This window comes from Gluconacetobacter dulcium (assembly GCF_014174165.1).
Taxonomy (GTDB): Bacteria; Pseudomonadota; Alphaproteobacteria; order Acetobacterales; family Acetobacteraceae; genus Gluconacetobacter; species Gluconacetobacter dulcium.
Window position 1 is genome coordinate 153343 of sequence record NZ_JABEQN010000006.1, and the last position, 23469, is coordinate 176811.

27 protein-coding genes are annotated in these 23469 nt (G+C 68.4%); 17 read left to right on the forward strand and 10 right to left on the reverse strand.

The window, feature by feature from the left end:
- Positions 1-12: 12 nt before the first annotated feature.
- On the reverse strand, positions 13-717 hold the full coding sequence (gene aat / locus HLH25_RS07095) for a leucyl/phenylalanyl-tRNA--protein transferase (RefSeq protein ID WP_182973391.1): 705 nt from the start codon (positions 715-717) through the stop codon (positions 13-15).
- Positions 718-822: 105 nt separating this feature from the next.
- Between aat and HLH25_RS07100 the strand changes: the two genes are divergently transcribed.
- Positions 823-1797, forward strand: coding sequence for a 2-hydroxyacid dehydrogenase (locus HLH25_RS07100; protein ID WP_182973392.1), 975 nt, complete (start codon positions 823-825; stop codon positions 1795-1797).
- Positions 1798-1802: 5 nt separating this feature from the next.
- On the forward strand, positions 1803-1967 hold the full coding sequence (locus HLH25_RS07105; protein ID WP_182973393.1) for a hypothetical protein: 165 nt from the start codon (positions 1803-1805) through the stop codon (positions 1965-1967).
- A 20-nt stretch (positions 1968-1987) separates the two neighbouring features.
- On the opposite strand, the gene HLH25_RS07110 is transcribed toward HLH25_RS07105, so the two are convergent.
- Together HLH25_RS07110 and HLH25_RS07115 are read right to left on the reverse strand one after the other, a co-directional pair.
- Positions 1988-2839, reverse strand: coding sequence for a shikimate 5-dehydrogenase (locus HLH25_RS07110; protein ID WP_182973394.1), 852 nt, complete (start codon positions 2837-2839; stop codon positions 1988-1990).
- Positions 2840-2878: 39 nt separating this feature from the next.
- The gene (locus HLH25_RS07115) at positions 2879-3859 is read right to left on the reverse strand and encodes a LacI family DNA-binding transcriptional regulator (protein ID WP_182973395.1); all 981 of its coding nucleotides are present in this window, start codon (positions 3857-3859) and stop codon (positions 2879-2881) included.
- A gap of 152 nt (positions 3860-4011) precedes the next feature.
- Between HLH25_RS07115 and ptsP the strand changes: the two genes are divergently transcribed.
- Genes ptsP through HLH25_RS07130 form a run of 3 tightly spaced genes read left to right on the forward strand, consistent with a single transcriptional unit; the run spans position 4012 to position 9232 of the window.
- Positions 4012-6546 (forward strand): phosphoenolpyruvate--protein phosphotransferase, encoded by a 2535-nt coding sequence (ptsP, locus tag HLH25_RS07120; protein ID WP_182973396.1) that lies wholly within the window; start codon positions 4012-4014, stop codon positions 6544-6546.
- Positions 6546-7514, forward strand: coding sequence for a 1-phosphofructokinase (gene pfkB, locus HLH25_RS07125; protein ID WP_182973397.1), 969 nt, complete (start codon positions 6546-6548; stop codon positions 7512-7514). The genes ptsP and pfkB overlap by 1 nt, the downstream gene beginning before the upstream one ends.
- The gene (locus tag HLH25_RS07130; protein ID WP_182973398.1) at positions 7511-9232 is read left to right on the forward strand and encodes a PTS fructose transporter subunit IIC; all 1722 of its coding nucleotides are present in this window, start codon (positions 7511-7513) and stop codon (positions 9230-9232) included. The genes pfkB and HLH25_RS07130 overlap by 4 nt, the downstream gene beginning before the upstream one ends.
- A gap of 30 nt (positions 9233-9262) precedes the next feature.
- Here HLH25_RS07130 and HLH25_RS07135 read toward each other — a convergent pair whose 3' ends face one another.
- A complete protein-coding gene (locus HLH25_RS07135; protein ID WP_182973399.1) occupies positions 9263-10159 on the reverse strand; it encodes an EcsC family protein in 897 nt (298 codons plus the stop codon).
- A 232-nt stretch (positions 10160-10391) separates the two neighbouring features.
- Here HLH25_RS07135 and HLH25_RS07140 point away from each other — a divergent pair, with 232 nt between their 5' ends.
- Positions 10392-10928 carry a hypothetical protein gene (locus HLH25_RS07140; RefSeq protein WP_246401554.1) on the forward strand — a complete coding sequence of 179 codons (537 nt, stop codon included), beginning with the start codon at positions 10392-10394 and terminating at the stop codon, positions 10926-10928.
- Positions 10929-10974: 46 nt separating this feature from the next.
- Here the strand turns inward: HLH25_RS07140 and HLH25_RS07145 are convergent, their stop codons facing one another.
- Both HLH25_RS07145 and HLH25_RS07150 read right to left on the reverse strand, forming a co-directional pair.
- The gene (locus tag HLH25_RS07145) at positions 10975-11391 is read right to left on the reverse strand and encodes an EVE domain-containing protein (RefSeq protein ID WP_182973400.1); all 417 of its coding nucleotides are present in this window, start codon (positions 11389-11391) and stop codon (positions 10975-10977) included.
- Positions 11392-11394: 3 nt separating this feature from the next.
- Positions 11395-11688: a YciI family protein gene (locus tag HLH25_RS07150; protein ID WP_182973401.1), complete on the reverse strand. Its 294-nt coding sequence runs from the start codon at positions 11686-11688 to the stop codon at positions 11395-11397.
- A 182-nt stretch (positions 11689-11870) separates the two neighbouring features.
- On the opposite strand from HLH25_RS07150, the gene HLH25_RS07155 reads away from it, so the two are divergent.
- The 9 genes from HLH25_RS07155 to HLH25_RS07195 are packed head-to-tail and all read left to right on the forward strand — an operon-like array spanning position 11871 to position 17687.
- Positions 11871-12689 carry a heme ABC transporter permease gene (locus HLH25_RS07155; RefSeq protein ID WP_182973402.1) on the forward strand — a complete coding sequence of 273 codons (819 nt, stop codon included), beginning with the start codon at positions 11871-11873 and terminating at the stop codon, positions 12687-12689.
- On the forward strand, positions 12686-12850 hold the full coding sequence (locus tag HLH25_RS07160) for a heme exporter protein CcmD (protein ID WP_114727458.1): 165 nt from the start codon (positions 12686-12688) through the stop codon (positions 12848-12850). Before HLH25_RS07155 ends, HLH25_RS07160 begins: the two co-directional genes overlap by 4 nt.
- Positions 12847-13377 carry a cytochrome c maturation protein CcmE gene (gene ccmE / locus HLH25_RS07165; protein WP_182973403.1) on the forward strand — a complete coding sequence of 177 codons (531 nt, stop codon included), beginning with the start codon at positions 12847-12849 and terminating at the stop codon, positions 13375-13377. The genes HLH25_RS07160 and ccmE overlap by 4 nt, the downstream gene beginning before the upstream one ends.
- Positions 13378-13383: 6 nt before the next feature.
- A complete protein-coding gene (locus HLH25_RS07170; protein WP_182973404.1) occupies positions 13384-15363 on the forward strand; it encodes a heme lyase CcmF/NrfE family subunit in 1980 nt (659 codons plus the stop codon).
- A complete protein-coding gene (locus HLH25_RS07175; protein WP_182973405.1) occupies positions 15360-15938 on the forward strand; it encodes a redoxin domain-containing protein in 579 nt (192 codons plus the stop codon). The genes HLH25_RS07170 and HLH25_RS07175 overlap by 4 nt, the downstream gene beginning before the upstream one ends.
- Complete coding sequence (locus HLH25_RS07180; RefSeq protein ID WP_246401556.1) at positions 15935-16411, forward strand: cytochrome c-type biogenesis protein; 477 nt, start codon at positions 15935-15937, stop codon at positions 16409-16411. The genes HLH25_RS07175 and HLH25_RS07180 overlap by 4 nt, the downstream gene beginning before the upstream one ends.
- A 16-nt stretch (positions 16412-16427) precedes the next feature.
- On the forward strand, positions 16428-17147 hold the full coding sequence (gene ccmI / locus HLH25_RS07185) for a c-type cytochrome biogenesis protein CcmI (protein ID WP_182973434.1): 720 nt from the start codon (positions 16428-16430) through the stop codon (positions 17145-17147).
- Positions 17148-17174: 27 nt separating this feature from the next.
- The gene (locus HLH25_RS07190) at positions 17175-17471 is read left to right on the forward strand and encodes a hypothetical protein (RefSeq protein ID WP_114727453.1); all 297 of its coding nucleotides are present in this window, start codon (positions 17175-17177) and stop codon (positions 17469-17471) included.
- A 54-nt stretch (positions 17472-17525) separates the two neighbouring features.
- The gene (locus tag HLH25_RS07195; RefSeq protein ID WP_182973406.1) at positions 17526-17687 is read left to right on the forward strand and encodes a DUF1674 domain-containing protein; all 162 of its coding nucleotides are present in this window, start codon (positions 17526-17528) and stop codon (positions 17685-17687) included.
- A 6-nt stretch (positions 17688-17693) separates the two neighbouring features.
- On the opposite strand, the gene HLH25_RS07200 is transcribed toward HLH25_RS07195, so the two are convergent.
- The 3 genes from HLH25_RS07200 to HLH25_RS07210 all read right to left on the reverse strand — a co-directional run bounded on the left by HLH25_RS07200 (position 17694) and on the right by HLH25_RS07210 (position 18726).
- Positions 17694-17867: a hypothetical protein gene (locus HLH25_RS07200; protein ID WP_182973407.1), complete on the reverse strand. Its 174-nt coding sequence runs from the start codon at positions 17865-17867 to the stop codon at positions 17694-17696.
- Between the two features lie 44 nt (positions 17868-17911).
- On the reverse strand, positions 17912-18433 hold the full coding sequence (locus HLH25_RS07205; RefSeq protein WP_182973408.1) for a hypothetical protein: 522 nt from the start codon (positions 18431-18433) through the stop codon (positions 17912-17914).
- 86 nt (positions 18434-18519) lie between these two features.
- Positions 18520-18726, reverse strand: coding sequence for a (2Fe-2S)-binding protein (locus HLH25_RS07210; RefSeq protein WP_182973409.1), 207 nt, complete (start codon positions 18724-18726; stop codon positions 18520-18522).
- Between the two features lie 186 nt (positions 18727-18912).
- Between HLH25_RS07210 and HLH25_RS07215 the strand changes: the two genes are divergently transcribed.
- Positions 18913-19464, forward strand: coding sequence for a hypothetical protein (locus HLH25_RS07215; protein ID WP_182973410.1), 552 nt, complete (start codon positions 18913-18915; stop codon positions 19462-19464).
- Here HLH25_RS07215 and HLH25_RS07220 read toward each other — a convergent pair.
- Positions 19461-20642, reverse strand: a complete 1182-nt coding sequence (locus HLH25_RS07220) for a serine hydrolase domain-containing protein (protein WP_182973411.1) — start codon at positions 20640-20642, stop codon at positions 19461-19463. The two genes, HLH25_RS07215 and HLH25_RS07220, sit on opposite strands and share 4 nt — an antisense overlap.
- 104 nt (positions 20643-20746) lie before the next feature.
- Here HLH25_RS07220 and HLH25_RS07225 point away from each other — a divergent pair, with 104 nt between their 5' ends.
- Complete coding sequence (locus HLH25_RS07225; RefSeq protein WP_182973412.1) at positions 20747-23452, forward strand: M16 family metallopeptidase; 2706 nt, start codon at positions 20747-20749, stop codon at positions 23450-23452.
- The last annotated feature ends 17 nt before the right edge of the window (positions 23453-23469 follow it).

Consider the following 23469-nt stretch of genomic DNA (forward strand, 5'->3'; position numbering starts at 1 on the left):
TGTCCGACGACCCTATCCGCTTCCGTCGCCGGACGAAATTGCGCCTGCGTCGCTTCCGCCCCGCATGGCGATAATTTCATGACGGATCGCATCGCGCTCCGGAGGCGATGCGTCATCCGGCCAACGGGCCGGCAGGCGCAATGCGGCCGCCAGGTCCTTCTTGTATCGCCACGAGGGAATTTCGATCCCGCCGAACTGCGCCAAATGCTCGGTGCCGAACTGGGTGTCGAGCAATATGAAGCCCCCGCACCGCAGCCGCGCGACCAGCGAGACCAGTGCCGCCTTGGACGCATCGCGGGCACGGCTGAACATGCTCTCGCCGAAGAACGCACCACCGATCGCAACCCCGTAGAGACCGCCCACCAGGTGCCCGTCACACCAGCTTTCCACGCTGTGGGCGTGGCCCTGCGCGTGCAGGTCGCAAAATAGTCGGACGATCCGCTCGTTGATCCATGTGTCCTCCCGCCCCGGCGCGGGGGCGGCGCAGGCGCGGATCGTTGCCTCGAAATCGCGGTCGGAGACGATCTCGAACCGGTCGGACAGCACGGTGCGCAACAGGCGACGCGGCGCATGGAAGCCGTCGAGCGGCAGAATGCCCCGCAATTCCGGATCGTACCATTCCAGCCGCGCCGACCGGGCATCGGGCGCCATTGGAAACAGGCCGATCGAATAAGCCTGGATCATGATTTCGGGAGTGATGTCCATGCCCTCGCCCATCGCATTTTCCCTCGTGCCGTGCCAAGCGGCTGGACACACACCGGCAATCGGTCGAAATTGTAACCGACGCCGGCTGCGCGGCACCCACGAAAAAGAGGTCGACCCATGTCCCGGATACGCCCCCGCCTGATCGTTTCCCAGCACCTGCTGGCCGCCGCGGACGCCCGCATCGCGCGGGACTATGACACGCCCCCCGCCCCGGACCACAAGCTGACGGAAGACGAACTGGTTGCCCAGGCCCAGGCATTCCGCCCCGATGCCGTGGTGGTGACCAGCAGCACGCCGGTCTCCGCCGCCACCGTCGCCGCCCTGCCCGACAGCGTGCGCGTAATCGCCACCATCAGCGTCGGCACCGACCATCTGGACATTCCCGCGATTCTCGCGCGCGGCATCGCCCTGACCAACACGCCCGATGTGCTGACCGACTGCAATGCCGACATGGCGATGCTGCTGATCCTGGCCGCGTCACGCCGGGCGAAGGAATATCTCGCGCTGGTCGAGTCGGGCTGGGGCCGGTCCCTGGGGCTGGACGAAATGCTGGGCACCCGCGTGACCGGCAAGACGCTGGGCATTATCGGCATGGGGCGCATCGGCCGGGCACTCGCCCGCCGGGCGCGGGGCTTCGAGATGAAGGTTCTCTATTCCAACCGCCGCCGTCTGGCACCGGACCAGGAAGAGGGTGCCACCTATTTTGCCGATCCGCGCGAGATGCTGCCGCATTGCGACGTGTTGAGCCTGCATATGCCGGGCAGCAAGGACGGCAGGCCGATGATGACGGCCGAATTGTTCGGCCTGCTGCCGCGCGGCGCCATCTTCGTCAACGCCGCACGCGGCAGCCTGGTGGATGAAGACGCGCTGATTGCCGCCCTGAAGGACGGGCAACTCGCCGGTGCCGGGCTGGATGTCTGCCGCAACGAACCGAACCCCGACCCGCGCCTGCTGGCCCTGCCCAACCTGTTCCTGACGCCGCATGTGGGCAGTGCCACGGTGGAGACCCGCACCGACATGTGCATGTTGGCGCTGGATAATGTCGATGCGGTCCTTGCCGGCCGCCCGGCCCTGACCCCCGTCACGGGATGATGACCATGCAGGCTGGCCAGACTTTCTTCCTCTCCTGCCTCGCGGGTTGCGCCGCGGCCATCGTCCTGGAACTGGCCATGCCGCATTACGCCGGCATGGCCCACACCCTCATCGGCTTCTATCTTCTGGGCGCCGTGATGACGGCGACAAAAATGGCTGTCCGGACCTGAATCTCTCCCGCGCCCCGGCTTCAGTCCGCTGACAGGGCCAGGGCATCGGCCGTGGTGGTGCCGTGGGCGAACAGGACCGCCTCGCGGATCTGCGCCGGCGACGGACGAATGCCGGTGTAGAGCACGAACTGCTCGATAGCCTGAAGCACGATGACTTCGGCACCGGAAATGACGGTTTTTCCGGACGCGCGGGCCGCACGCAGAAATGGCGTCTCCGGTGGCTGGGCGACGACATCGAACGCGATGGCGCAGGCCCCGATCAGCGTTTCGGGGAAGGCCAGCGCCGTGCTGTCCGGCCCTTCCATCCCCAGCGGCGTGACGTTGACCAGCAGGAGCCCCCCCTGGTCGGGCATGTCCGGGCGCCAGCGATAGCCGTATTCGTCGGCCAGAATCCGGCCTGCCTCTTCATTGCGGGCCACGATCGTGCCGTCGGTAAAACCGCTATCCCGCAGGGCCGCCACCACCGCGCGGGCCATGCCGCCGCTGCCGCGCAGCAGGAAGGGGGTCGCCGGGTCGATCTCCCGCCGGGCCAGCAGGCTCCGCGCCGCGATGTAATCGGTATTATGCCCGACCAGCACGCCGCCTTCGTTGACGATGGTGTTGACGCTCTCGATCGCCTGGGCCGACGGCTCCAGCCGGTCGATCAGCGGGATCACGGCTTCCTTGAACGGCATGGAAATCGCGCAGCCCCGGATGCCGAGCGCGCGAACGCCGCCGATCGCCGCCGGCAGGTCGGTGGTGCTGAACGATTTGTAGATATAATCGAGGTCCAGCAGTTCATAGAGCCGGTTATGCAACCGCGACCCCGCATTGCCGGGCCGGCCCGACAGCGACATGCACAGTTTCGTATCGCGACCAATCGGCGGTTTCATGTCCATCTTCTCCTTATTTTTTTTGGGGGGGGAGTTGCGTCATCCGGCCGATCCCCTGGCGATGAATCGCCCAGCCAGCACGACCCGGCGCGTGACCTGATCGGCGTGGTCCAGCCGGTCGAGCAGCATCGTCACCGCGACGCGCCCGATTTCCTCGACCGGCTGCTCGATCACGCTCAACCCGCCGCCGACGAACTCCATCCAGGGCTCGTTGTCGAAGCTCGTAATCGCGATATCCCTGGGAATCGTCAGCCCCAGCGCATTGATGGCGCGCAGCACGCTCAGCAGCATCACCCCGTTGCTGACGATCAGCGCACCCGGCCGCCGCGATTCATCGGCGAGCAGATCGGTGACGATTCGCTCGGCCTCCGCACGCTCATGCGGCACCCGCACGGCATGCGCCGACAGGCCGAAATCGGCCATGGCGCGCTCGTAGCCGGCGCAGCGCTCGTTGCCGGTGACGGTGGCGGTGCCGAACAGGCCGGTAATGCGACGGTGCCCGCATGCGTGAAGATGGGCGACGAGCCGTGCCGCCATGGCGCCGTTATCGAGCACCACACTGTCGCATGCGCCGTCCGACGCCGCCCGGTCGATGAGGACGATCGGAAAATCGCTCTGGTACTGGGCGATGTTGTCCACGCCATGGCGTGTGGGGGCGAGGATGACGCCAGTGACGCGCTCCTCCTGCATCAATTGCAGATACATCGCCTCCTTCGCCGCGTCCTCGTCGGTATTGCTGAAGATGACGCGCAGGCCGTGCTCATAGGCGATGCCTTCGACCATCCGGGCGACGGCGGTGAAGAACGGGTTGCGGATATCGGCGACGATCAGGCCGATGGTGTTGGAGTGGCGCGAACGCAGGCGCCGGGCCGCGAGATTGGGCCGGTAGCCCGTCTCGCGCACCGCCGCGACCACCCGGTCGCGCATCGCCGGATCGACGGCGCGACCGGCCAGCACGCGCGAAACCGTGGCCGGCGAGACCGCCGCCACGCGCGCAACATCCTTGATTCCGACGCTCATCGAGAAATCGTTCTCTCTCCACACGCCATGTAAAAATGGCCTACACGGGAAGATGCTCTGCCAATGGCATCCTTCTCCCATACCTGTCTATTGACAATAGGCTGAGAGAACGTTTTCTCTACCCGAAAAACAAGAATGGAGAGGCGCATCGCATGCTCCCCACCCCGATCGGCCCCACGGTCGAAACCCTGATCCGGATCGACGCCCGCGCGGCGGACAAGGAGGATGCCATTCGGCAGGCCGGGCAATTGCTCGTCGCCGCCGGCTGCGTGGTCCCCGGTTACGAAGACAGCATGATCCGGCGCGAACAGGTGGCCAACACCTATCTCGGCTCCGGCGTCGCCATCCCGCACGGCACCGGCGAGGACAAGGGGCTGGTGCGCGGCGACGGCATCGTGGTGCTGCAATTCGTCGATGGCATCGAATGGAATCCCGGACAGGTCGCGCATCTGGTGGTCGGCATCGCCGCCGGGTCCGACAGCCATATTGCGATCCTGCGCCGCCTGACGCGCCTGATCCAGAACGAGACCCGCCTGCGCGAACTGATCGCCACGCGCGACCCGGAGGTGATTGCCGCCGCCCTGCGCGACGAAGCACCGCCCCCCGCCGCATCCGGCGCGGCGGAGGATTATCCCGAGCGCATCGAATGGATTGTCGATTATCCGGCCGGTCTGCACGCGCGCCCGGCGTCCACATGGTCCGAAACCGCGAAGAGCGCCGGCAGCCCGCTGCGCGTACGGCATGGCGGGGAAGCCGCCGATCCGCGCAGTCTGGTCGCCCTGCTGCAACTGGGCCTGAAGGCCGGGGATAGCATCGTGATCTCGGCCGCCGGCGCCAATGCGCGCGCGGCGCTGGAACGGTTCCATGGTGTCGTCACGCGCCTGACGGTGCAGGAAAAGGCCGACGCCGCACGCGCCGCCGAAAAGGCCGAGGCGGCAGCCCGCAAGGGGCCGCTGAAAGGCTGGACGCCGGCCGGCACCCCACGCCTGATCTCCGGCGTCGCGGCCAGCCCTGGCCTGGCCATCGGCAAGATCCATATCCTTGCCGCCGCCGAAGCGGACGTTCCGGACGAACCCGTGGACCTCGTGACCGGCGGCGCACTGCTCAACGGCGCGCTGGTGCGCACGCGCGCGCAGATGGCGGGGCTGATCGACGACACGACGCGCCGCCTGGGGGCCGGAGACGCGGCCATCTTCATCGCGCAGGCGGGACTGCTGGACGATACCGACCTGATCACGCTGACCTGCCAGATCATGGTCGAAGGGCATGGCGTCGCATGGTCCTGGCATCAGGCCGTGGAACAGATGGCGGCGAAGCTGTCTTCGCTCGGCAACCCGGTGCTGGCCGCGCGGGCGGCGGACCTGCGCGATGTCGGGCGCCGGGTGCTGGCGCAGATCGACCCCGATCTGGGCACCGGCACGCTTGACGACCTGCCGGAGGAACCCTGCATTCTGGTGGCCGGCGACCTGTCGCCCTCCGACACCGCGACGCTGGACATCGGCCGCGTGGCCGGGATTGCGACCGCGCTGGGCGGCCCGACATCGCACAGTGCGATCCTGGCGCGCACGCTCGGCCTGCCCTCGGTGGTGGCCGGCGGACCCGGATTGCTGGCCCTGCCCCCCGGCGCCACGGCGATCGTCGATGGCGATACCGGGCGCGTCTGGCTGGACCCGACGGCGGCCGACCTGGATTCGGCCCGCGCATGGCTGGCCGACCGTGCCCGCCTGCGCGCGGCGGAGGAAGAAAAGCGCGCCAACCCGGCCGAGACGACGGACGGCCATCGCGTGGCGATCGGCGCCAACGTCAACCGGCCCGACCAGGTCGCGTTCTGCCTGTCGCAGGGGGCCGAGGGCGTGGGCCTGATGCGGACCGAGTTCCTGTTCCTCGAACGCGGCGAGACCCCGAGCGAGGACGAGCAATACACCGTCTACCGCGAGATGATCGCGGCACTGGGCGATCGCCCGCTGATCGTGCGCACGCTCGATATCGGCGGCGACAAGCAGGTGCCGCATCTCGACCTGCCCCACGAGGACAATCCGTTCCTGGGCGTGCGCGGCGCGCGGCTGCTGCTGCGCCGGCCGGATTTGCTGGACCCGCAATTGCGCGCGCTCTATCGGGCGGCGAAGGCGGGCGGGGAATTGCTGATCATGTTCCCGATGATCACGTCGGTGCCCGAATTGCTCGCGCTGCGGCAGCGGTGCGAGGCCATCCGTGTGGAACTGGGCGCGCCGGTCGTGCCGGTCGGCATCATGGTCGAAGTCCCGGCGGCGGCGGTGCAGGCCCATATCCTGGCCGAACATGCCGATTTCTTCTCGATCGGCACCAACGACCTGACGCAATACACGCTGGCCATCGACCGGCAGAATCCGGAACTGGCCAGCGAGGCCGACAGCCTCCACCCCGCCGTGCTGAACCTGATCGCACAGACGGTGGCGGGCGCGCGGCGCCATGGCCGCTGGGTGGGCGTGTGCGGCGGGCTGGCGGGCGATCCGTTCGGCGCCGCCCTGCTGACCGGGCTGGGCGTCGATGAACTGTCGATGACGCCGCGCGACATTCCCGCCGTGAAGGCGCGGATTCGCGGTACCGACCTCGCCACCCTGCGCGCCCTCGCCGCGCGGGCACTGGAAGCCGGAACACCCGATGCAGTGCGCGCGCTGGATGGCGCGCCCGATGGAAAGACCGTGTGATGCGCGTAGCCACCGTCACCTTCAACCCGGCGATCGACCAGACCATCACGGTCGATCACCTGATTCCCGGCGAAGTGCATCGCGCGCGTGCCGTGCGGCAGAATGCGGGCGGCAAGGGCGTGAACGTCGCCAGTTGCCTGGCCGACTGGGGCATCCCGGTCACCGCGTTCGGGCTGCTGGGCCGCGAGAATGCCGCGCTGTTCGAGACACTGTGCGCGGAAAAGACGATCGCCGACCGTTTCCTGCGCATTCCCGGCGCCACCCGCGTCAATCTCAAGATCGTGGATGACCGGGACACCACCGACATCAATATGGGGGGGGCCGCCGTCGATGCGCCTGCGCTGGAAAAACAGATCGCGCAGGTGGAGGCATTCGCCGGCAGCGACAGCCTGATCGTGCTCTCGGGCAGCCTGCCGCCGGGGTGCCCGCCCGGCCTCTATGCCGAACTGATCGCCCGGCTGCGCGGCAGGGGCGCGCGCGTGCTGCTGGACACCAGCGGCCTGCCGCTGCTGCTGGCGCTCCAGGGCGATACCCCGCCCAACATCATCAAGCCGAACCTGCGGGAACTGGCGGAGTGGGCGGGCGAACCCGTGGAAACGGCCGAGGATGCGCTACGCATCGCGACCCGGCTGGCCGCGAAAGGCGTGGAACTGATCGTGGTCTCGATGGGGGCAGAGGGCGCGCTGTTCCTGTTCCACTCGGTTGCCCTGACCGCCCGGTTACGGGCCGAGGGCGTGACCAGCACGGTCGGCGCGGGCGACGCCATGGTTGCGGGCCTGGTCGCCGCCCTGTCCGACGCAGTGGGGCTGGAAGAGATCGCACGCCGGTCCACCGCCTTCGCGGTCGGCAAGCTGGGCCTCGCCGGCCCGAATCTTCCGGATCGGGAAACGATCCTGGCCCTGATGGAACAGGTGACGATCGCATCAGCCGGACGAACAGAAGCCGGCGAGGCGGGAGAGACGACATGAAACACATCCTGGCGGTGATCCAGGCCGGCGAAGAGAGCGTGACGGGCGTTCTCGCCGGCGAGGCGCTGCGTCGCGCGGGGCGCGAAACCGGGCGCACGCTGGATATCGAGATCCGCACCACGCAGGGAATCCTCAATCCCCTGCCCGACGGCGCACCGCGCAAGGAAGACGTGCTGCTGCTGGTCGGCGCGAATGCCCCGACCGATGACGCGCTGGCCGCGCGGGCCGACCGTCACCTGACGCTGGAAGCCGTGCTGGCCGATCCGGGCCGGGCCCTTGCGGCGCTGGACGATACGCGCGGCGCCGCGCCGTCGGATACCCGCGCGCCGCGCATCGTCGCCGTGACATCCTGCCCGACCGGCATCGCCCATACGTTCATGGCGGCCGAGGGCTTGCAGGAGGCGGCGCGCCAGTTGGGCTACACGCTGCGCGTCGAAACCCAGGGCTCGGTCGGAGCGGGCAACCCGTTGACCGACGCGGAAATCGCCGAGGCCGATCTGGTGCTGATCGCAGCCGACCGGGAGGTGGATCGCAGCCGCTTCGGCGGCAAGCGCGTCTACGTCACCGGGGCCAAGCCGGCCATTACCGGCGGTGCCGCCGTCATCAGCAAGGCTCTGGCCGAGGCGACGGTGCAGCCTGTGGCCGATGGTGGATCGTCCGCATCCCGGCCGGCCGGCAAGGGTGAACGGGCCGGCCCCTACAAGCACCTGATGACCGGCGTGTCGTTCATGCTGCCCTTCGTCGTGTCCGGCGGCCTGCTGATCGCGCTTGCCTTCGCACTGGGCGGTATCCATGCCAGCGATGCGGCCTCGGCCGGAACGCTGGCCCATACCCTGTTCACCATCGGCTCCAAAGCCGCCTTCATGCTGATGGTGCCGGCGCTGGCGGGCTACATCGCCTTTTCGGTGGCCGATCGGCCGGGGCTGGCGCCGGGCATGATCGGCGGCCTGCTCGCCGCCAATGTCGATGCCGGTTTTCTCGGCGGCATCGCGGCCGGATTCATCGCGGGTTACGCGGTGGAGGGACTCAACCGGCTGATCCGCCTGCCGCGTACGCTGCAAGGGTTGAAGCCTATCCTGATCCTGCCGCTGCTGGGCACGCTGATCACCGGCCTGCTGACGGTCTATGCGATCGGCGGCCCGGTCGCCGCGCTGATGGCCTTTCTCACCGACTGGCTGCGCGGCATGCAGGGCTCCAGCGCACTGCTGCTGGGGTTGATCCTGGGGGCGATGTCGGCCTTCGACATGGGCGGCCCGGTGAACAAGGCCGGCTATGCCTTTTCGGTCGGACTGATTGCCAGCGCGGTCTATACGCCGATGGCGGCGACGATGGTGGCCGGGATGGTTCCCCCGCTGGCGGCGGCGCTGGCGACGCGGCTGTTCCGCGCGCGCTTCACGGCCGAGGAACGCGAGGCCGGCGCCACGGCGGCGGTGCTCGGGCTGGCCTTCATCACCGAAGGCGCCATTCCCTTCGCCGCCCGCGACCCGCTGCGGATAATCCCCGCCCTGATGGCGGGATCGGCCACCGCCGGCGCGATCACCATGGTCTCGGGCGTGGAACTGAAGGTGCCGCATGGCGGCGTCTTCGTGCTGCCCATTCCTGGCGCCGTCACGCATCTGGGCGCCTATGTGGTGGCGCTGCTGACCGGCACGGTCGTCAGTGCCGTGCTGATCGGCCTGCTGATGCGCTCGCCCGCGAAGGGCGAAGCGCTGGCCTGACGCCGACCGGGTCCACCAAGCGCCGGCCGGTCAGAATGGCTGGCTGGCGCCCGTCATGGTGGCGCGCAGAGATTCGGCGGTGCGCCGCACTTCCGGCCCATGCTCCCGCTCCAGGCGCCGGATGGTGAAATGGGCGCGGGCCAGGGCGCGATAATGCGCCAGGAACGCCACGTTGAGCGACGCCCCGCACAGGGCGCCCGCGACCGGCATCATCTGCACCGCCAGCTTGCGCGACAGGCCCAGCCCGTAATGGGACGCCACCTCGGATACCAGCATCACCACCGGCCGCCCGCGCAGCATGGCCCGCGCCGAGAAATAGCCCAGTTCGCTCTCGTCGTCCGAGGCCCCAACCGGGAAGGCGCGCAGCGCGAACACCTCCAGACAGGCGCGCCTGGCATCCTGGGAGGAAAGATCCTCGCCTTCCTCGCGGGCGATGCGTGCGATCTCGCGCATGATGGCCATGGTGGTGAAGGTGATATCGGGCAGCAGGCCGGCCAGGCCGGCAAAGCCGCCGACAGCACCCGAGACCGTCACCGCGGCCTGCAAGGCCGGCCCCCGCCAAGCCGGCGTGGCGAGAGGCGCCGAGGCAACGGGCGCCGAAGAAGAAAGAGCGGCAGACGCCGGCGAAGACGAGTCGGAGACCACCTGCTCACCCTTGAGAGGCGTCATGCCGACGATTGCGACATCAAAAGCGCGTGAAATAGCGGTCTCGGCGATTCCCTTCAGCTTGGCCTGCATGGTGGGCGCCATGCCCAGGCCGCGCATGCCCAGCATTGCCGCCTGGCCCACGGCTCCGCCCATCAGGTCCGCCAGCCGCACCAGCACGCCGCGGCCCGATTCGACCTTTTCCAGCGCCCGCTGCAATTCGGCGATCGCCGGGGCGTCCAGGACCATTGGCGCGATCTCGCCCCCGGTTTGAATGGTCATTCCCCAACCCTCCTGCCGATCATGCGCCCCCGCCCGCCCGGATGGGCGGAGCGACGGCCAATAGATGATGCCCCACCGGTAACGGCGGGCGTCGCTTTATCAAGCATATTACCCCTCTCGCAAATCCGCCGTCACGCCGTATATGGTTCGTGACGCAGGGCCGCCATGTCCATGCCGGGAGAGGACGAACCGGTCACAGCCCAGGTACAGTCCGAACGCAAGGAGAACCCTTATGGATGCGAAGAAGGCCAGACGGGCCGCCATGTGGCCAATGCGCCTCAGCCTGCTTTCCCGCACCGGCATGGCCCTCGTGGCGGGCTGGAGCGTGCTGGCAACGACACCAGGCGCCGAGGCCGCACCGCACCGCGCCAGGTCGGCGGCCGCGACCGGCAGCCTGAATGCGCCGGTTGCCGCGTCGCTGGAGCCGGTCGATGCCCGCCACGATCCGACTGTCGATCCGGACAATCCTCCGGCCCCGCCACCGCCCGACGGCTATCAGGTGGTGGAGGACGAAGACGTGACCGCCCGGACCTTCAGCCCGGAGATCGCAGCCCTCCACGGACCCGGCCTGCCTTCGATCGAGGCCCGTCAGACTCCACGCGATTCCAACGACGTGCCCTCGCATTTCAGCGTCTTCGACGTGCCGGTGAAGTTCAACGCCCCGGTGCAGCCGGCCTATAACGCATCCTTTACCTATTCGACCTATGCGGGCCAGCCGGGACGCGGCATCGAGGCCATCGGCGCGGAGGGCGCGGCCGGCGAGCCATGACGGCCCGCCAACCAGCCGAGAACGTAGAAAAGCCCGGAAGGCAGACTTAATCCCCTGCCCAGCCCCCCATGCGGCAGAGATGCGCCCAATGCGTGTCGGACACCGGCACGACCGAGAGGCGCGACTGACGGACCAGCGCCAGATCGGCGAGGTCCGGATCGGCCTTGATCGCCGCCAGGGTGACCGGGTGCGGCATCGGCCCGATAGCGCGCACATCGACGCAGACCCAGCCACCGTCGCTGGCCGAGGGGTCGGGGTAGGCTTCGCGCACGATCTCGACCACGCCCACGATCTCGCGGCCAATATTCGAATGATAGAAGAAGGCGCGGTCGCCCTTCGCCATCGCCATCAGGTTGCGCTTGGCCTGATGATTGCGCACGCCCGTCCACGGCTCGACGCCGTTGGCCACCTGCTGGTCCCACGAAAAGGCGTCGGGTTCGGATTTCACAAGCCAGTATGCCATCCGCTATTCCACCAGCGCGCCGTCGCGGAAGACCGGGCGGAAGGGGCGGATCACCACGCTTTCGAACACGTCGGCCTTGGCATAGGGGTCGCTGGCGGCGAAGCCTTCGGCCGTCGCGCGATCCGCCACGTCGATCAGCAGCATGCTGCCGCAGGGCCGCCCGTCGGCGCCCATCAGCGGACCGCCCTGAACGATCCGGTCCTGATACGCCTGGAGATAGGCCAGATGCTGCGGTCGCGTGGCGAGGCGCGTTTCCAGCGCCCCCGGCTTGTCGGTGCAGATGATGGCGAACAGCATGGAACATCTCCCTCCGGAAATCGCGGACCCGGCCGGGATGTGAACAACGCTCCATGGTTCCGGCGTGGGCCGTGCCTTTCTTCGCATGTTCGTGTAGGAACGGAAAGCGAAACGCCCCGCCGTCGCCAGACGGACGCACAGACAGACAGGAGCCCCCCGCGCGTGGGGAGTACGAGACCGTCTTGAACGCCACACCGAGCCTTGCCGCGCGCACGGGCACCTTCTTCCACCGCTACGCCAATCCGGGGCGGTTTCTCCGCTTGGGCGCGCGCCTGCAACCCTGGCTGACGTGGCCCGCCATCGTGCTGTCGGTCGCCGGCATCGTCTGGGGCCTGTTCCTCTCGCCCGCCGACTGGCAGCAGGGAGACAGCGTGCGGATCATGTATGTCCATGTGCCGGCCGCATGGCTGGCATCGTCCGGCTATATGGGGCTGGCGGTCTGTTCGCTGCTGTCGCTGGTGTGGCGCCATCCGCTGGCCGATCTGGCGGCGGTGGAAATCGGGCCGGTCGGGGCCTCGGTCACCGCGATCTGCCTCGCCACCGGTTCGCTGTGGGGCAAGCCGATGTGGGGCACCTGGTGGGTGTGGGACGCACGGCTGACATCGGTGCTGGTGCTGTTCTTCCTCTATCTGGGCCATATCGCGCTGATCCGCGCCTTCGACGAACCGCAGCGCGGCTATCGCGCCGCCGCGATCCTGGGACTGGCCGGGGCGGTGGATCTGCCGATCATCAAGTTCAGCGTTCAGTGGTGGAACACCCTGCACCAGCCCGACAGCATCACGCTGACCGCGGCCCCCACCATGTCGACCGACATGCTGTGGCCGCTGCTGGTCTGCACCATCGGCTTCACCTTTGGCTTCGCCGCCATTCTCGTTGCACGCCTGCGCGCCGCCGTGATGGAAAGCCGGGTCCGCACGGCGCTGGCCATGCGCCGGGGCCGCACGGAGGCCCCGGGCGATGCCCAGGATTCCGGCCCCGACCTGAGCGGAGCCGTCGCATGACCCACCTGCCCTATATCGTCGCCGCCTACGGCATGACCATCGGGCTGGCCGTTATCCTCGGCACCGGCGCCGCGCTGCGCCTGCGCCGGGCCCGCGCGCGGCTGGCCGCGATCGAGCGCCCATCCCGCGCCGAACGCGCCGGCGGAGTATCCGCGCCATGACCCGCAAGAGTCGCCGCCTGTGGCTGGTGGGGGGGTGCCTGATCGGGCTGGGCACCGCCACCGCGCTGACGCTGAGCGCGTTTTCGTCCAACATCGTCTTCTTCATGGCGCCGTCGCAGGTCCATGCCCATCCGCCGTCCGCCGACCGCACCATCCGGCTGGGCGGCATGGTGGTGGCCGGGTCGGTGCGCCAGCAGAAGCACGGCGACACGCCGACCAACCAGTTCGACGTGACGGACGGCCAAGACGCCGTGACGGTGCATTACGAAGGCATCCTGCCCGACCTGTTCCGCGAGGGGCAGAGCGTGGTGGCCATCGGCAGCGTGCAGGCCGACGGGTCGTTCCGCGCCAGCGAGGTGCTGGCCAAGCATGACGAAACCTACATGCCCAAGGAAGTCGCCGAGGCCCTGCGCCGCAGCGGCAAATGGGACCCGCGCTACGGCAAGCCGCCCGACGCCGCGAGTTGGAACAGCATGACCAAGACCGCCACGAGCCAGGATAAAGCGGCCCCGCAGCATGGAAGCTGACTGAACATGACCCCGGAACTGGGAAATTTCGCCCTCGCGCTGGCCTGCTGCCTGGCCGCCGGGCAGGCGGTGCTGCCGATGGTCGGCGCACAGCGGCGCGACCCGCGCCTGATGGCGCTCGCCCCCGCCCTGGCCATCGGGCAGCTTCTGGCGCTGCTCTATTCCTTCGCCTGCCTGGTCCATTCGGCCATCCAGGACGATTTCTCGGTCCAGAACGTCGCGGCCAACAGCTCGGTGGCCAAGCCGCTGCTGTATAAGATCACCGGCGTCTGGGGCAATCACGAGGGGTCGGTGCTGCTGTGGGCGCTGATCCTGGGCCTGTGCGGCGGCGCGGTGGCGCTGTTCGGCCGCGACCTGCCCTCGGCCCTGCGCGCGCGCGTCATCGCGGTGCTGGGCGGGGTGTCGGCGGGTTTCCAGCTTTTCTGCCTCACCACCTCCAACCCGTTCGACCGGGTGTGGCCGGCGCCGATGGACGGTCAGGGCATGAACCCGCTGTTGCAGGACCCCGGCCTCGCCTTCCATCCGCCCATTCTCTACACCGGCTATGTCGGCTTTGCCGTGCCCTTCGCCTTTGCCGTCGCGGCGCTGATCGAAGGCCGGGTCGATGCCTCCTGGGGCCGCTGGGTGCGCCCGTGGGCGGTCGCCGCCTGGTGCTTCCTGACCTGCGGCATCGCGCTGGGGTCGTGGTGGTCGTATTACGTGCTGGGCTGGGGCGGCTACTGGTTCTGGGACCCGGTGGAAAATGCCTCGCTGATTCCGTGGCTGACGGGCACCGCTCTGGTGCATTCCGCCATCGTCGTGGAAAAGCGCGAGGCGCTGAAGATCTGGACCGTGCTGCTGGCCATCGGCACCTTTTCCTTCTCGCTCTCCGGCACCTTCCTGGTGCGCTCGGGCATTCTCAATTCCGTCCATGCCTTCGCCAACGACCCGGCGCGCGGCATCTTCATCCTGGGCCTGCTGGGGCTGGTGATCGGCGGATCGCTGCTGCTGTTCGCCATCCGCGCGCCTTCGCTCACGGCCGGCGGCGTGTTCGCCCCGGTATCGCGCGAGGGGCTGCTGGTGCTGAACAACATCCTGCTGTGCTCGATCTGCGCGGTGGTGCTGACGGGCACGATGTATCCGCCCTTCATGTCGCTGCTGTTCGGCAAGACGATTTCGGTCGGCAAACCGTTCTTCGATGCCACGGCGGCACCGATGGCGATCCCGCTGATGGTCTTCATGGGGCTGGGGCCGATGATGCCGTGGAAGCGCGCGCAACTCTGGCCGGTGCTGCGTCGGCTGTGGTGGTCCGGCGCCCTGACGATGCTGGCTTTCGCCCTCATGGCATGGCGGGTGCGTGACCTGCTGCCGCTTCTGGCCGCCACATGCGCCGTCTGGGTCATCGCCGGCAGCATCGCCGATATCGCCGAGCGCATCCGCCTGTTCCGCATTCCCGTCGGGGCAAGCTGGCAGCGTGCCCGCATGCTGCCGCGCGCGGCATTGGGGGCGGCGCTGGCCCATGCCGGCGTCGGTGTCAGCGTGCTGGGGCTGGCCGCGATGTCGCAGGCCCAGCACCGGATCGTGGAGGTCCATGTCGGCCAGACCGAAATGCTGGCCGGCGATGCGTGGACGCTGACCGACGTGCGCGCGGCGCCCGGCCCGAACTACACGGCGCTGATCGCCACGATCGAGGTCCGGCATGACGGGCGGCTGGTCACGGTGCTGCACCCGGCCAAGCGCACCTTCGCCAGCCAGAACCAGACGACGACGGAGGTGGCCATTCATACCAACCTGATGTCCGACCTGTACGGCGTGCTGGGCGACCGGCACGAGAATGGCGGGGAGACGACCTACGTGCTGCGCCTGCATTACAATCCGCTGGCGCCATGGATGTGGCTGGGCGGGTTGATCATGGCGCTGGGCGGCGTGCTCTCGCTGTCCGACCGGCGCATGCGCGTGGGCGCGCCGCGCCGGGCCGCGACGGCCGGGCTGGTGGCAACGTCATGAGCGACAAGACAGCCCAGCCGGGCCTCACGCGCCGGCGCCTGCTGATGGCGGCGCCGCTGGTGGTTGCGGGCGGCGCCGGGGTCGCGTTCTGGCAGATGCTGTCGGGTATGCGCCAAGGCTCGTTCGACCCGCATGACATCAAGGCCCCGGCGCTGAACAGGCCGGTGCCGGACTTCACCCTGCCCGACCAGTCGCCCGGCCAGGGCTTCGGTGCCGCCGATCTGCGGACACTGAAGGTGCCGGTGCTGGTCAATTTCTTCGCCTCCTGGTGCATTCCCTGCGTCGCCGAGATGCCGCAGCTCAACGCGCTGAAGGACCGGCTACCGATCTGGGGCATCGCCTACAAGGATAAGCCAACCGACGCGCAGGGTTTCGTGCACCGCGCGGGCAATCCCTATGCCCGCATCGCCAGCGACCTGTCGGGCATGACCGCAATCGACTGGGGCGTGTCCGGGGTGCCGGAATCGTTCCTGATCGGGCCGGGCGGCGTCATCAGGTGGCATTCCGCCGCTGCGCTGGACGAGGCCACGATGCACGATATCCTGTTGCCTCTGGCCGCGAGCCTGCGGACATGAAGGCTGCGATGCGTCGGCTGGCCTTCGTGCTGGCGACCGTGCTGACGGTGGCAATCGGCCTCTCGCCACTGGCCGCCGTCGCGGTGGACGATCCGTCGGAAATGCTGCCCGACGCCCGCCAGGAAGCCCGCGCCCAGGCCATCGGGTCGCAATTGCGCTGCCTGGTCTGCCAGAACGAATCGATCGAGGACAGCAGCGCCGGACTGGCGCGCGACCTGCGCCATGTGGTGCGCGAGCACGTCGCCAAAGGCGAATCCGACCGCCAGATCATGGACTGGATGGTCGGCCGCTACGGCAATTTCATCCGCCTGAGCCCGCCGCTGACCGCCGGTACGGTGCTGCTGTGGGTGATGCCGGTCCTTGCCCTGCTGGTCGGCGGTCTTGTCGCCTTCCTGTCCTTCCGCCGAGCGCGCGGCTCCGGCCCCGCGCCGCTGAGCGACGACGAACGCACGCGCCTGACCGACCTGACCTGACCGCGCTGAGATAATGATGATCTGGATTGGCATTTTCCTGCTCAGCGCCGTTGTGCTGCTGCCTTCTTTCCTGGCCTTCCGCCGCACCACCCGCCTGCGGGACGAACGCGAAGCAGCCCTCGTCCTGTTGCGTGCGCAACTCGCCGAACTGGACCGCGACCGGGAATCCGGCCTGATCGCCGACAGCGAACATGAAGGCGCGCGCCTGGAAATCCAGCGCCGGCTGCTGGCGTCCGACGCCGCGCCGACGCGGGGTCTCGGCCGCGCCGCCACCACCCCGATCGTGCTGGCGTGCCTGCTGCTGCTGCCCGTCAGCGCGACGGGCCTGTATCTGCTGTGTGGCCACCCCTCCCTGCCCGCGCAGCCCCTCGCCCCGCGCCTGCTGGCGCAGAAGGCGCAGGACAAGCGCGATGACGGGCTGCTGGCGGAATTGCGCGCCGGACTGGGCCGCATGTCGCCCGACGATCCCAATCGCTTCCGGGGCTTCCTGCTGCTGGGCCAGGCCGAGGCCGCGCGCAACCATTACGCGGCCGCGGCCGAAGCCTGGCGCCAGGCCACCGCGATCCAGTTCATCCCCGAAATCGCCGCGCGCGCCGCCGAGGCCCAGACCCTGGCCGACGGCCGGGTGACGCCGGAAAGCGCCGCCCTGTTCCGCCGCGCGCTCGATGCCGCACCGGCCGACGCGCCATGGCGCATGGCCGCCCAGCAGCGGATCGCCGAGTCCGAGCATCAATAGACACACCGGCGACCTGAAGGCCCCTTTATGATCGAACCCATCGCCGGCACCGTCGAGCAATGTCCGTTCTGCCACAAGACCATTCGCGGCACGGCGGAAATCTGCCCTCATTGCGGCGCGGAACGGCGCTTCGGCCCGACCTTGCGCGAGAGCCTGCTGACCTTCGCCGTCGGAGTGACGGCCGGCCCCGTCTTCATGCTGCTGATCGGCGCCGGGCTGCAACTGGCGGCCCTGGCGGCGGCGATCGGCGGGTTGATCGGCTTTTTCATCGCCCATTCCCGCCATGCCGGCGATCGCTGGATGAAGCCGCCCGACAAACCCTGACCGATCACACGCCCGTTTCTTGCCGCCGGCCGAAAGTCGGGCCAAGCTGGCGCCATGACCAGCACCGATACCGACAACGAAACCCCCTCGCCCGCCACGCCGGCCGATGACGCGGCGGCGACCACGTCTGACGCCAAGGAATATGGCGGCCCCAAGGAAAAGCAGCCGACGCGCTATGGCGACTGGACCGTCAAAGGCCGCTGCATCGACTTCTAGGTCCGTTCAGAACAGCGCATCTTTCGCCGCGCCGCAGGCCCACTGACTGGCTTCGGCATTCAGCGAACCATCCGGGGTCGGCGTGGCCGCGAACAATGCCGTGCCGTCCGATGCCCTCGCGGCAACGGGGCTGGCATCCTTCAGCACCATTCGCCCGGCGCGGACATAATCGTTCTCCACCAGCGCATACCGGCTGTACGCACAACAATAGACCGTGTGCGAGCCTACAGGCTGCCCTGTTCCTGCATGCGGCCGAAGCGTACGCGGCTGGTCTGGCGGTGTCCCGGCGGCCGGACCTCGCAGGAGATCAGGTAGATCCCGGCGACGAAGATGATATTGGCCAGCGAATTGAACCACAGCGCGATCTCGAAATGCGGCGGCGCCGTCGCCCCCTGATAGAGCGCATAGATCGCAAACGGGATCGAGAGCGGCCGCATGCCCGCCAGCATCACCCGCAACGGGTTCATATGGCCTGGCCTGACCATCGGCCGCACCCGGTTGATGCCCACATAGAAGGCCAGACCGAGGCACCAGACGAGCACATTGAACATCGCGTCACTGAGCGCCATGTGCCCGATCACGATCATCGCGATGATCGACGCCGCCGACAGCATGATGGCGCCAAGCTGAAAGCTCATCCCGACCGCCATCGCCGGCACCCGCTCGGGCAGGCGATCGGCAAATGGCTGGAACACGCGGTCCAGCAGCCAGACGTCGAACTGATTGATGCGGTCACCGAAAGACATGCTCAATCTTTTATCAAGCCCGCCTCACCGCCGCATCCCCTTTTCGGAGGCCGGCAGGCAAATGCGCAATCGGGCCGGACAGACCCTCACATCGCGGGCAAGGGTTCCGACGCCGCCATTTCGCTGCGCGCCTGAAGCGCCCGGCGCAACAGGCACAACACACCCGGAACGCAATTACCGCACTGCGCACGGCATCCCTGTGCGGCATAGATCTCGCGCGGGCGGGTGGCCCCGTCATCAACCGCGCGTTTCACATCCTGGTCGGTCAGCATATTGCAAGAACAGACAAACATCAGACGTCTCATCTCCGTGCCCGCCCTTTCAAGCACGACTGATAATAGTTCGCAATAGCATTCTCATCTCCCGTCCACGTATGGCACCTTCGCTCACGGCGCATGGTGCCTACCCGTTGCCTCCGCACGCTGGACGGCGGCCATTCGTCCGATACACTCGTCACCTCCAACGCAGGAGACGGAACGATGAAGACCAGCGCTGGCCTCCGCTTCATGCTTGCGACCGTCGGCCTGATCGCCGCCCTTCCCGCGGCGGTTCACGCCGCCCCCCCCCCTCCCGAAACGACGGTCCAGTCCTTCGCGGGACGCTACAGCACGCATTTTCGCAATGGCCTGGTCAGCGGCGAGGAGTATTGGAGCGACGATGTCGTCGAAATCGTCCCGGTCGGCGCGCAGGCCGCCTATATCCGGGTCTCGCTGCAATTCTATAACGGCCATAGCTGCGATATCTGGGGCGTCGGTCGGGCCGAAGGGGCGCGTCTCGTCTATCGCGACCCCAATCCGCCGCCGCTGCCGACCCTGCCGCATTGCACGTTAAGCCTGTCGCATCGCGGCCCGGACCTGCTGATCGAAGACGCCGAAAATACCTGCAAATCCTATTGCGGCATGCGCGGCAGCCTGATGCACCAGACCCTGCCCCTCACCAGCCGGCGTCCCATCACCTACATGCGGCGGCTGCGGGACTCGCGGAACTATCGGGAAGCCATGACCGCATGGAAAGATCGGGCCACCCCCTAGCCCGATCTCCCCGCGCCATAGACCGCATCCCGCACCGCATCGGGATAGGCGCCCGCCATCCCCGCCAGCGCGGTATTGCTGATCATCACGATCGACACGCCGCGCGCCGGATCCGCAATCCATTGATGGCCGTACACTCCGCCCCAGGTGAAGCCGCCTCGCGAAACCGGGGTCCGTGCCCGCGCCGGGTCTTCGACCACGGCCGCACCGATCGCGAATCCCATGCCGGCATTCATCGGCCCCATCGACAGATCGCCGATGGCATTCCGCCCGAACAGCGCGGCACTGTCCGGTGACAGGATGGGGCCACCGCCACCGCGCAGCGCCTCGACAAACGACAGAAACTCCTCGGCCGTGCCGACCATCCCGGCCCCGCCCGATGGATAGGAGCCAGGGTCCAGCACCCGACCGGGCGCGAACACGATCTCGCTGACCTTGCCGCCGCCCAACTGGCGCGGCATCACATAACGCGCGCCCATCTCCACCGGAGCCGGCCGGCCATCGGCATAAGGCGGGCAGAGCAAGGCGGGGTCGGGCACGGCGAACCCGGTATGCCTCCAACCCAGCTTCGCGCCGACATGCCGCTGCACCAGATCCGGCAGCGCGGCATCACCCGCGCGTTCCAGCACGCCCCCCATCACATCGAGCGCCAGGGAATAGGCCCAGCCCTCGCCGGGCGCGAACAGCAGCGGCACCGAGGCCAGACGCGCCAGATTCTCCTCCAACGCCATGCCCGGCTCGGCAATGCCATCGGAGATTCCGGCTTTCGCATAAGGATTGTCGTCACGCGGAAAGGCGAAGCTGTATGAAAGGCCCGCCGTATGCGTCAGCAGATGCCGCAGCGTGATCGTCGGCACCGATCCGTCGGCACAGGCAGGCCGAAAATCGGGCAGAAAGCGCGTCACCGCATCGTCCAGCGACAGCGCCCCCCGTTCGGCCAACGCCAGGGCCACGGCCGTCACCACCGGCTTGGTCAGCGACGCCAGCCGCACCAGCGTATCCGGCCGCATGGGCTCATCCGCCGCGCGATCCGCCAGCCCGGCGGCACGGCGCACCACCGTTCTGCCATCCACCGACACCAGCACCGTGGCGCCTACCAGCCGTCCGCGCGCCACAGCCGCGTCCATCACCTGACCGACCCGTTCGTCCATTCCCGCAACCGGCATGGTTTCGCTCATCGCATCCTCCTTTTTCCGTCGCGTTTCCTGCATGGCCGCTTCGCGGTTTCCACACTGAAATCTGGCGTCTACGCTGCCAGCATCAGCAGGAGTACCAGCGAATCATGACCGCGAGACTGGCCACCACCGCATTAAGCCTCTCCCTGGCCCTTATGGCCATGCCACATGCCTGGGCCGATGTTCCGGGCGCCCGGCCCGTGGCGGCACCAGCCACGGCCGTCGCCGATACCGCCGTTCGCGCCACCCTGCCGAACGGACTGCGCGTTGTGGTGGTGCGCGACCGCCTGGCCCCGGTGGTCACGACCGAGGTCAATTATCTGGTCGGGTCCAGCGAAGCCCCGAAAGGCTTTCCCGGCACCGCCCACGCGCTGGAACACATGATGTTCCGGGGCAGCGCCGGGCTGGACAAGGACCAGCTATCCGCCATCGGCGCACGACTGGGCGGCAGCTACAACGCCGATACGACCGAGAACGTCACCCAGTATTTCTACACGGCTCCGGCGGAAGATCTGGACGTGATGCTGCGCATCGAGGCGCTGCGCATGCGCGGACTGACGCTGGCCGATGCCGACTGGGAGAAGGAACGCGGCGCGATCGAGCAGGAGGTGGCGCGCGACCTGTCCAGCCCCAGCTACCAGTATCTGACCCGCCTGCAATCCATCCTGTTCGCCGGCACGCCCTACGAGCATGATGCCCTGGGCACCCGCCCCTCCTTCGACAAGACCGATGCCGCCCTGCTGCGCCGCTTCTACGATGCGTGGTACGCCCCCAACAACGCCATCCTGGTCATCGCCGGCGATGTGGACCCGGACCACGCGATCGAACGGGTCAAGGCCATCTTCGGCGACATCCCCAGCCGCACGCTGCCCGCACGTACGCCCGTCCAGCCCGGCCCGGTCACCGGGCAGACGCTGCATTTCCCCACCGACTACCCGGTCGGGCTGGCCACGGTCGCGTGGCGCATGCCCGGCCTGCGCTCGAAAGAGTACGCCACCGCGCAGATCCTGGCCGATGTGCTGACCAGCCAGCGCGGCGCGCTGTATGATCTGGTGCCCTCCGGCAAGGCGCTGTTCGCCGGCTTCGAATTCGCGCCCAAGGCCAATGCCGGCATCGGCATCGCGGTGGCGGCCTATCCCCGCACCCAGGACCCGGCCCCCCTGCTGGCGGAAATCAACGGCATCATCGCCGCCATCCGCGACAAGGGCGTACCGCCCGATCTGGTCGAGGCCGCGCGCCGCAAGGAGTTGGCGCAACTCGGCTTCTCCGCCAACAGCATCAGCGGCCTGGCCGAAACCTGGTCGCAGGCGCTGGCGGTCATGGGCCTCGACTCGCCCGACGCCCTGAGCACCGCGCTCAAGGCCGTCACGGTGGCGGACGTCAACCGGCTGGCCAGACAGATCCTCGACCCCCACCAGGCGGTCACCGCCCTGCTGACCCCCGAGGATTCCGGCCACCCCGTCGCCGGCAAGGGCTTCGGCGGCTCCGAATCCTTCGCCACCCCGCCCGACCACCCGGTGGCCCTGCCCGACTGGGCGCGCGAGGCCCTCTCGACCGTCAACCTGCCGCCGCCGGTCGGCCTGCCCAGCGTCTTCACCTACCCCAACGGGCTGCGACTGATCGTCCACCCCGCGCATGTCAGCCACACGGTATCGGTCTACGGCCAGATCCGCCAGAACGCGAACATGCAGGAGCCGAAAGACCAGGACGGCATCGCCGCGATCACCGAGAACCTGTTCAGCTACGGCACGCAGACGCTCGACCGGCTGGCCTTCCAGAAGGCGCTGGACGACATCGCCGCCACCGAAAGCGCCGGCCCCGGCTTCAGCGTATCGGTCCTCACGCCCGATTTCGAAAAGGCGACGCGCCTGCTGGCCGATAACGAAATGCACCCGGCCCTGCCCGACCGTGCGTTCCAGGTCGTGCGCATGCAGACGGCCCAATCCTATGCCGGGCTGCTGACCACGCCGAACTACCTGTTCGGCCGGGCGATCAAGGCCGCCGTCTCGCCGGCCGGCGACCCCACGCTGCGCCAGCCCGACCCGCGCAGGATCATGGCGCTGAAGGCCGAAGACGTCCGCGCCTTCTATGCCGGCGCCTATCGCCCCGACCTGACCACCATCGTCGTAGTCGGCGACGTGACTCCCGAGCAGGCACAGGACGTGATTGGCCGCACCTTCGGCGCCTGGGCGCGGCCGGCCGGCCCGACCCCCACGGTGGACCTGCCCCCCCGCCCCGACAGCCGCGCCTCGCGCACGCAGGTGCCCGACCGCACCAGCGTGCAGGATACCGCGGTCCTGGCCGAAAGCCTGGGCCTGACCGCCGCCCACCCGGACCATTTCGCGCTCGCCGTCGGCAACGAGATCCTGGGCAACGGCTTCTCGTCCCGCCTCTACCGCGACCTGCGGGTGCGCACGGGCTACGTCTATTCGGTCAGCAGCAGCTTCTCGTGGTCGCGCCATCGCGGCGGCTACAGCATCAGCTTCGGCGCCGATCCCGACAAGGTCGGCCGCGCGCGCGACGCCGCCCTGCACGACCTGCAAACCATGCAGGAGCATCCCGTGACCGACGACGAACTGACGCTGGCCAAGGCCGCCCTGCTGCGCGGCCTGCCGCTGGCCCGCGCCAGCCTCGACGCGATCGCGTCGCTGGACCTGCAACTGATCGAGCTGGGCCTGCCGCTCGACACCCCCGACCAAGCGGCCCGCGCCTATTACGGCATGACGGCCGCCACCGTGCAGACCGCCTTCCGCACCTGGGTCCGCCCGCGCGACATGGCGGAAATCGTCAAGGGCCCCGCCCCCACGCCCTGACGGGCACGGACGGCGGT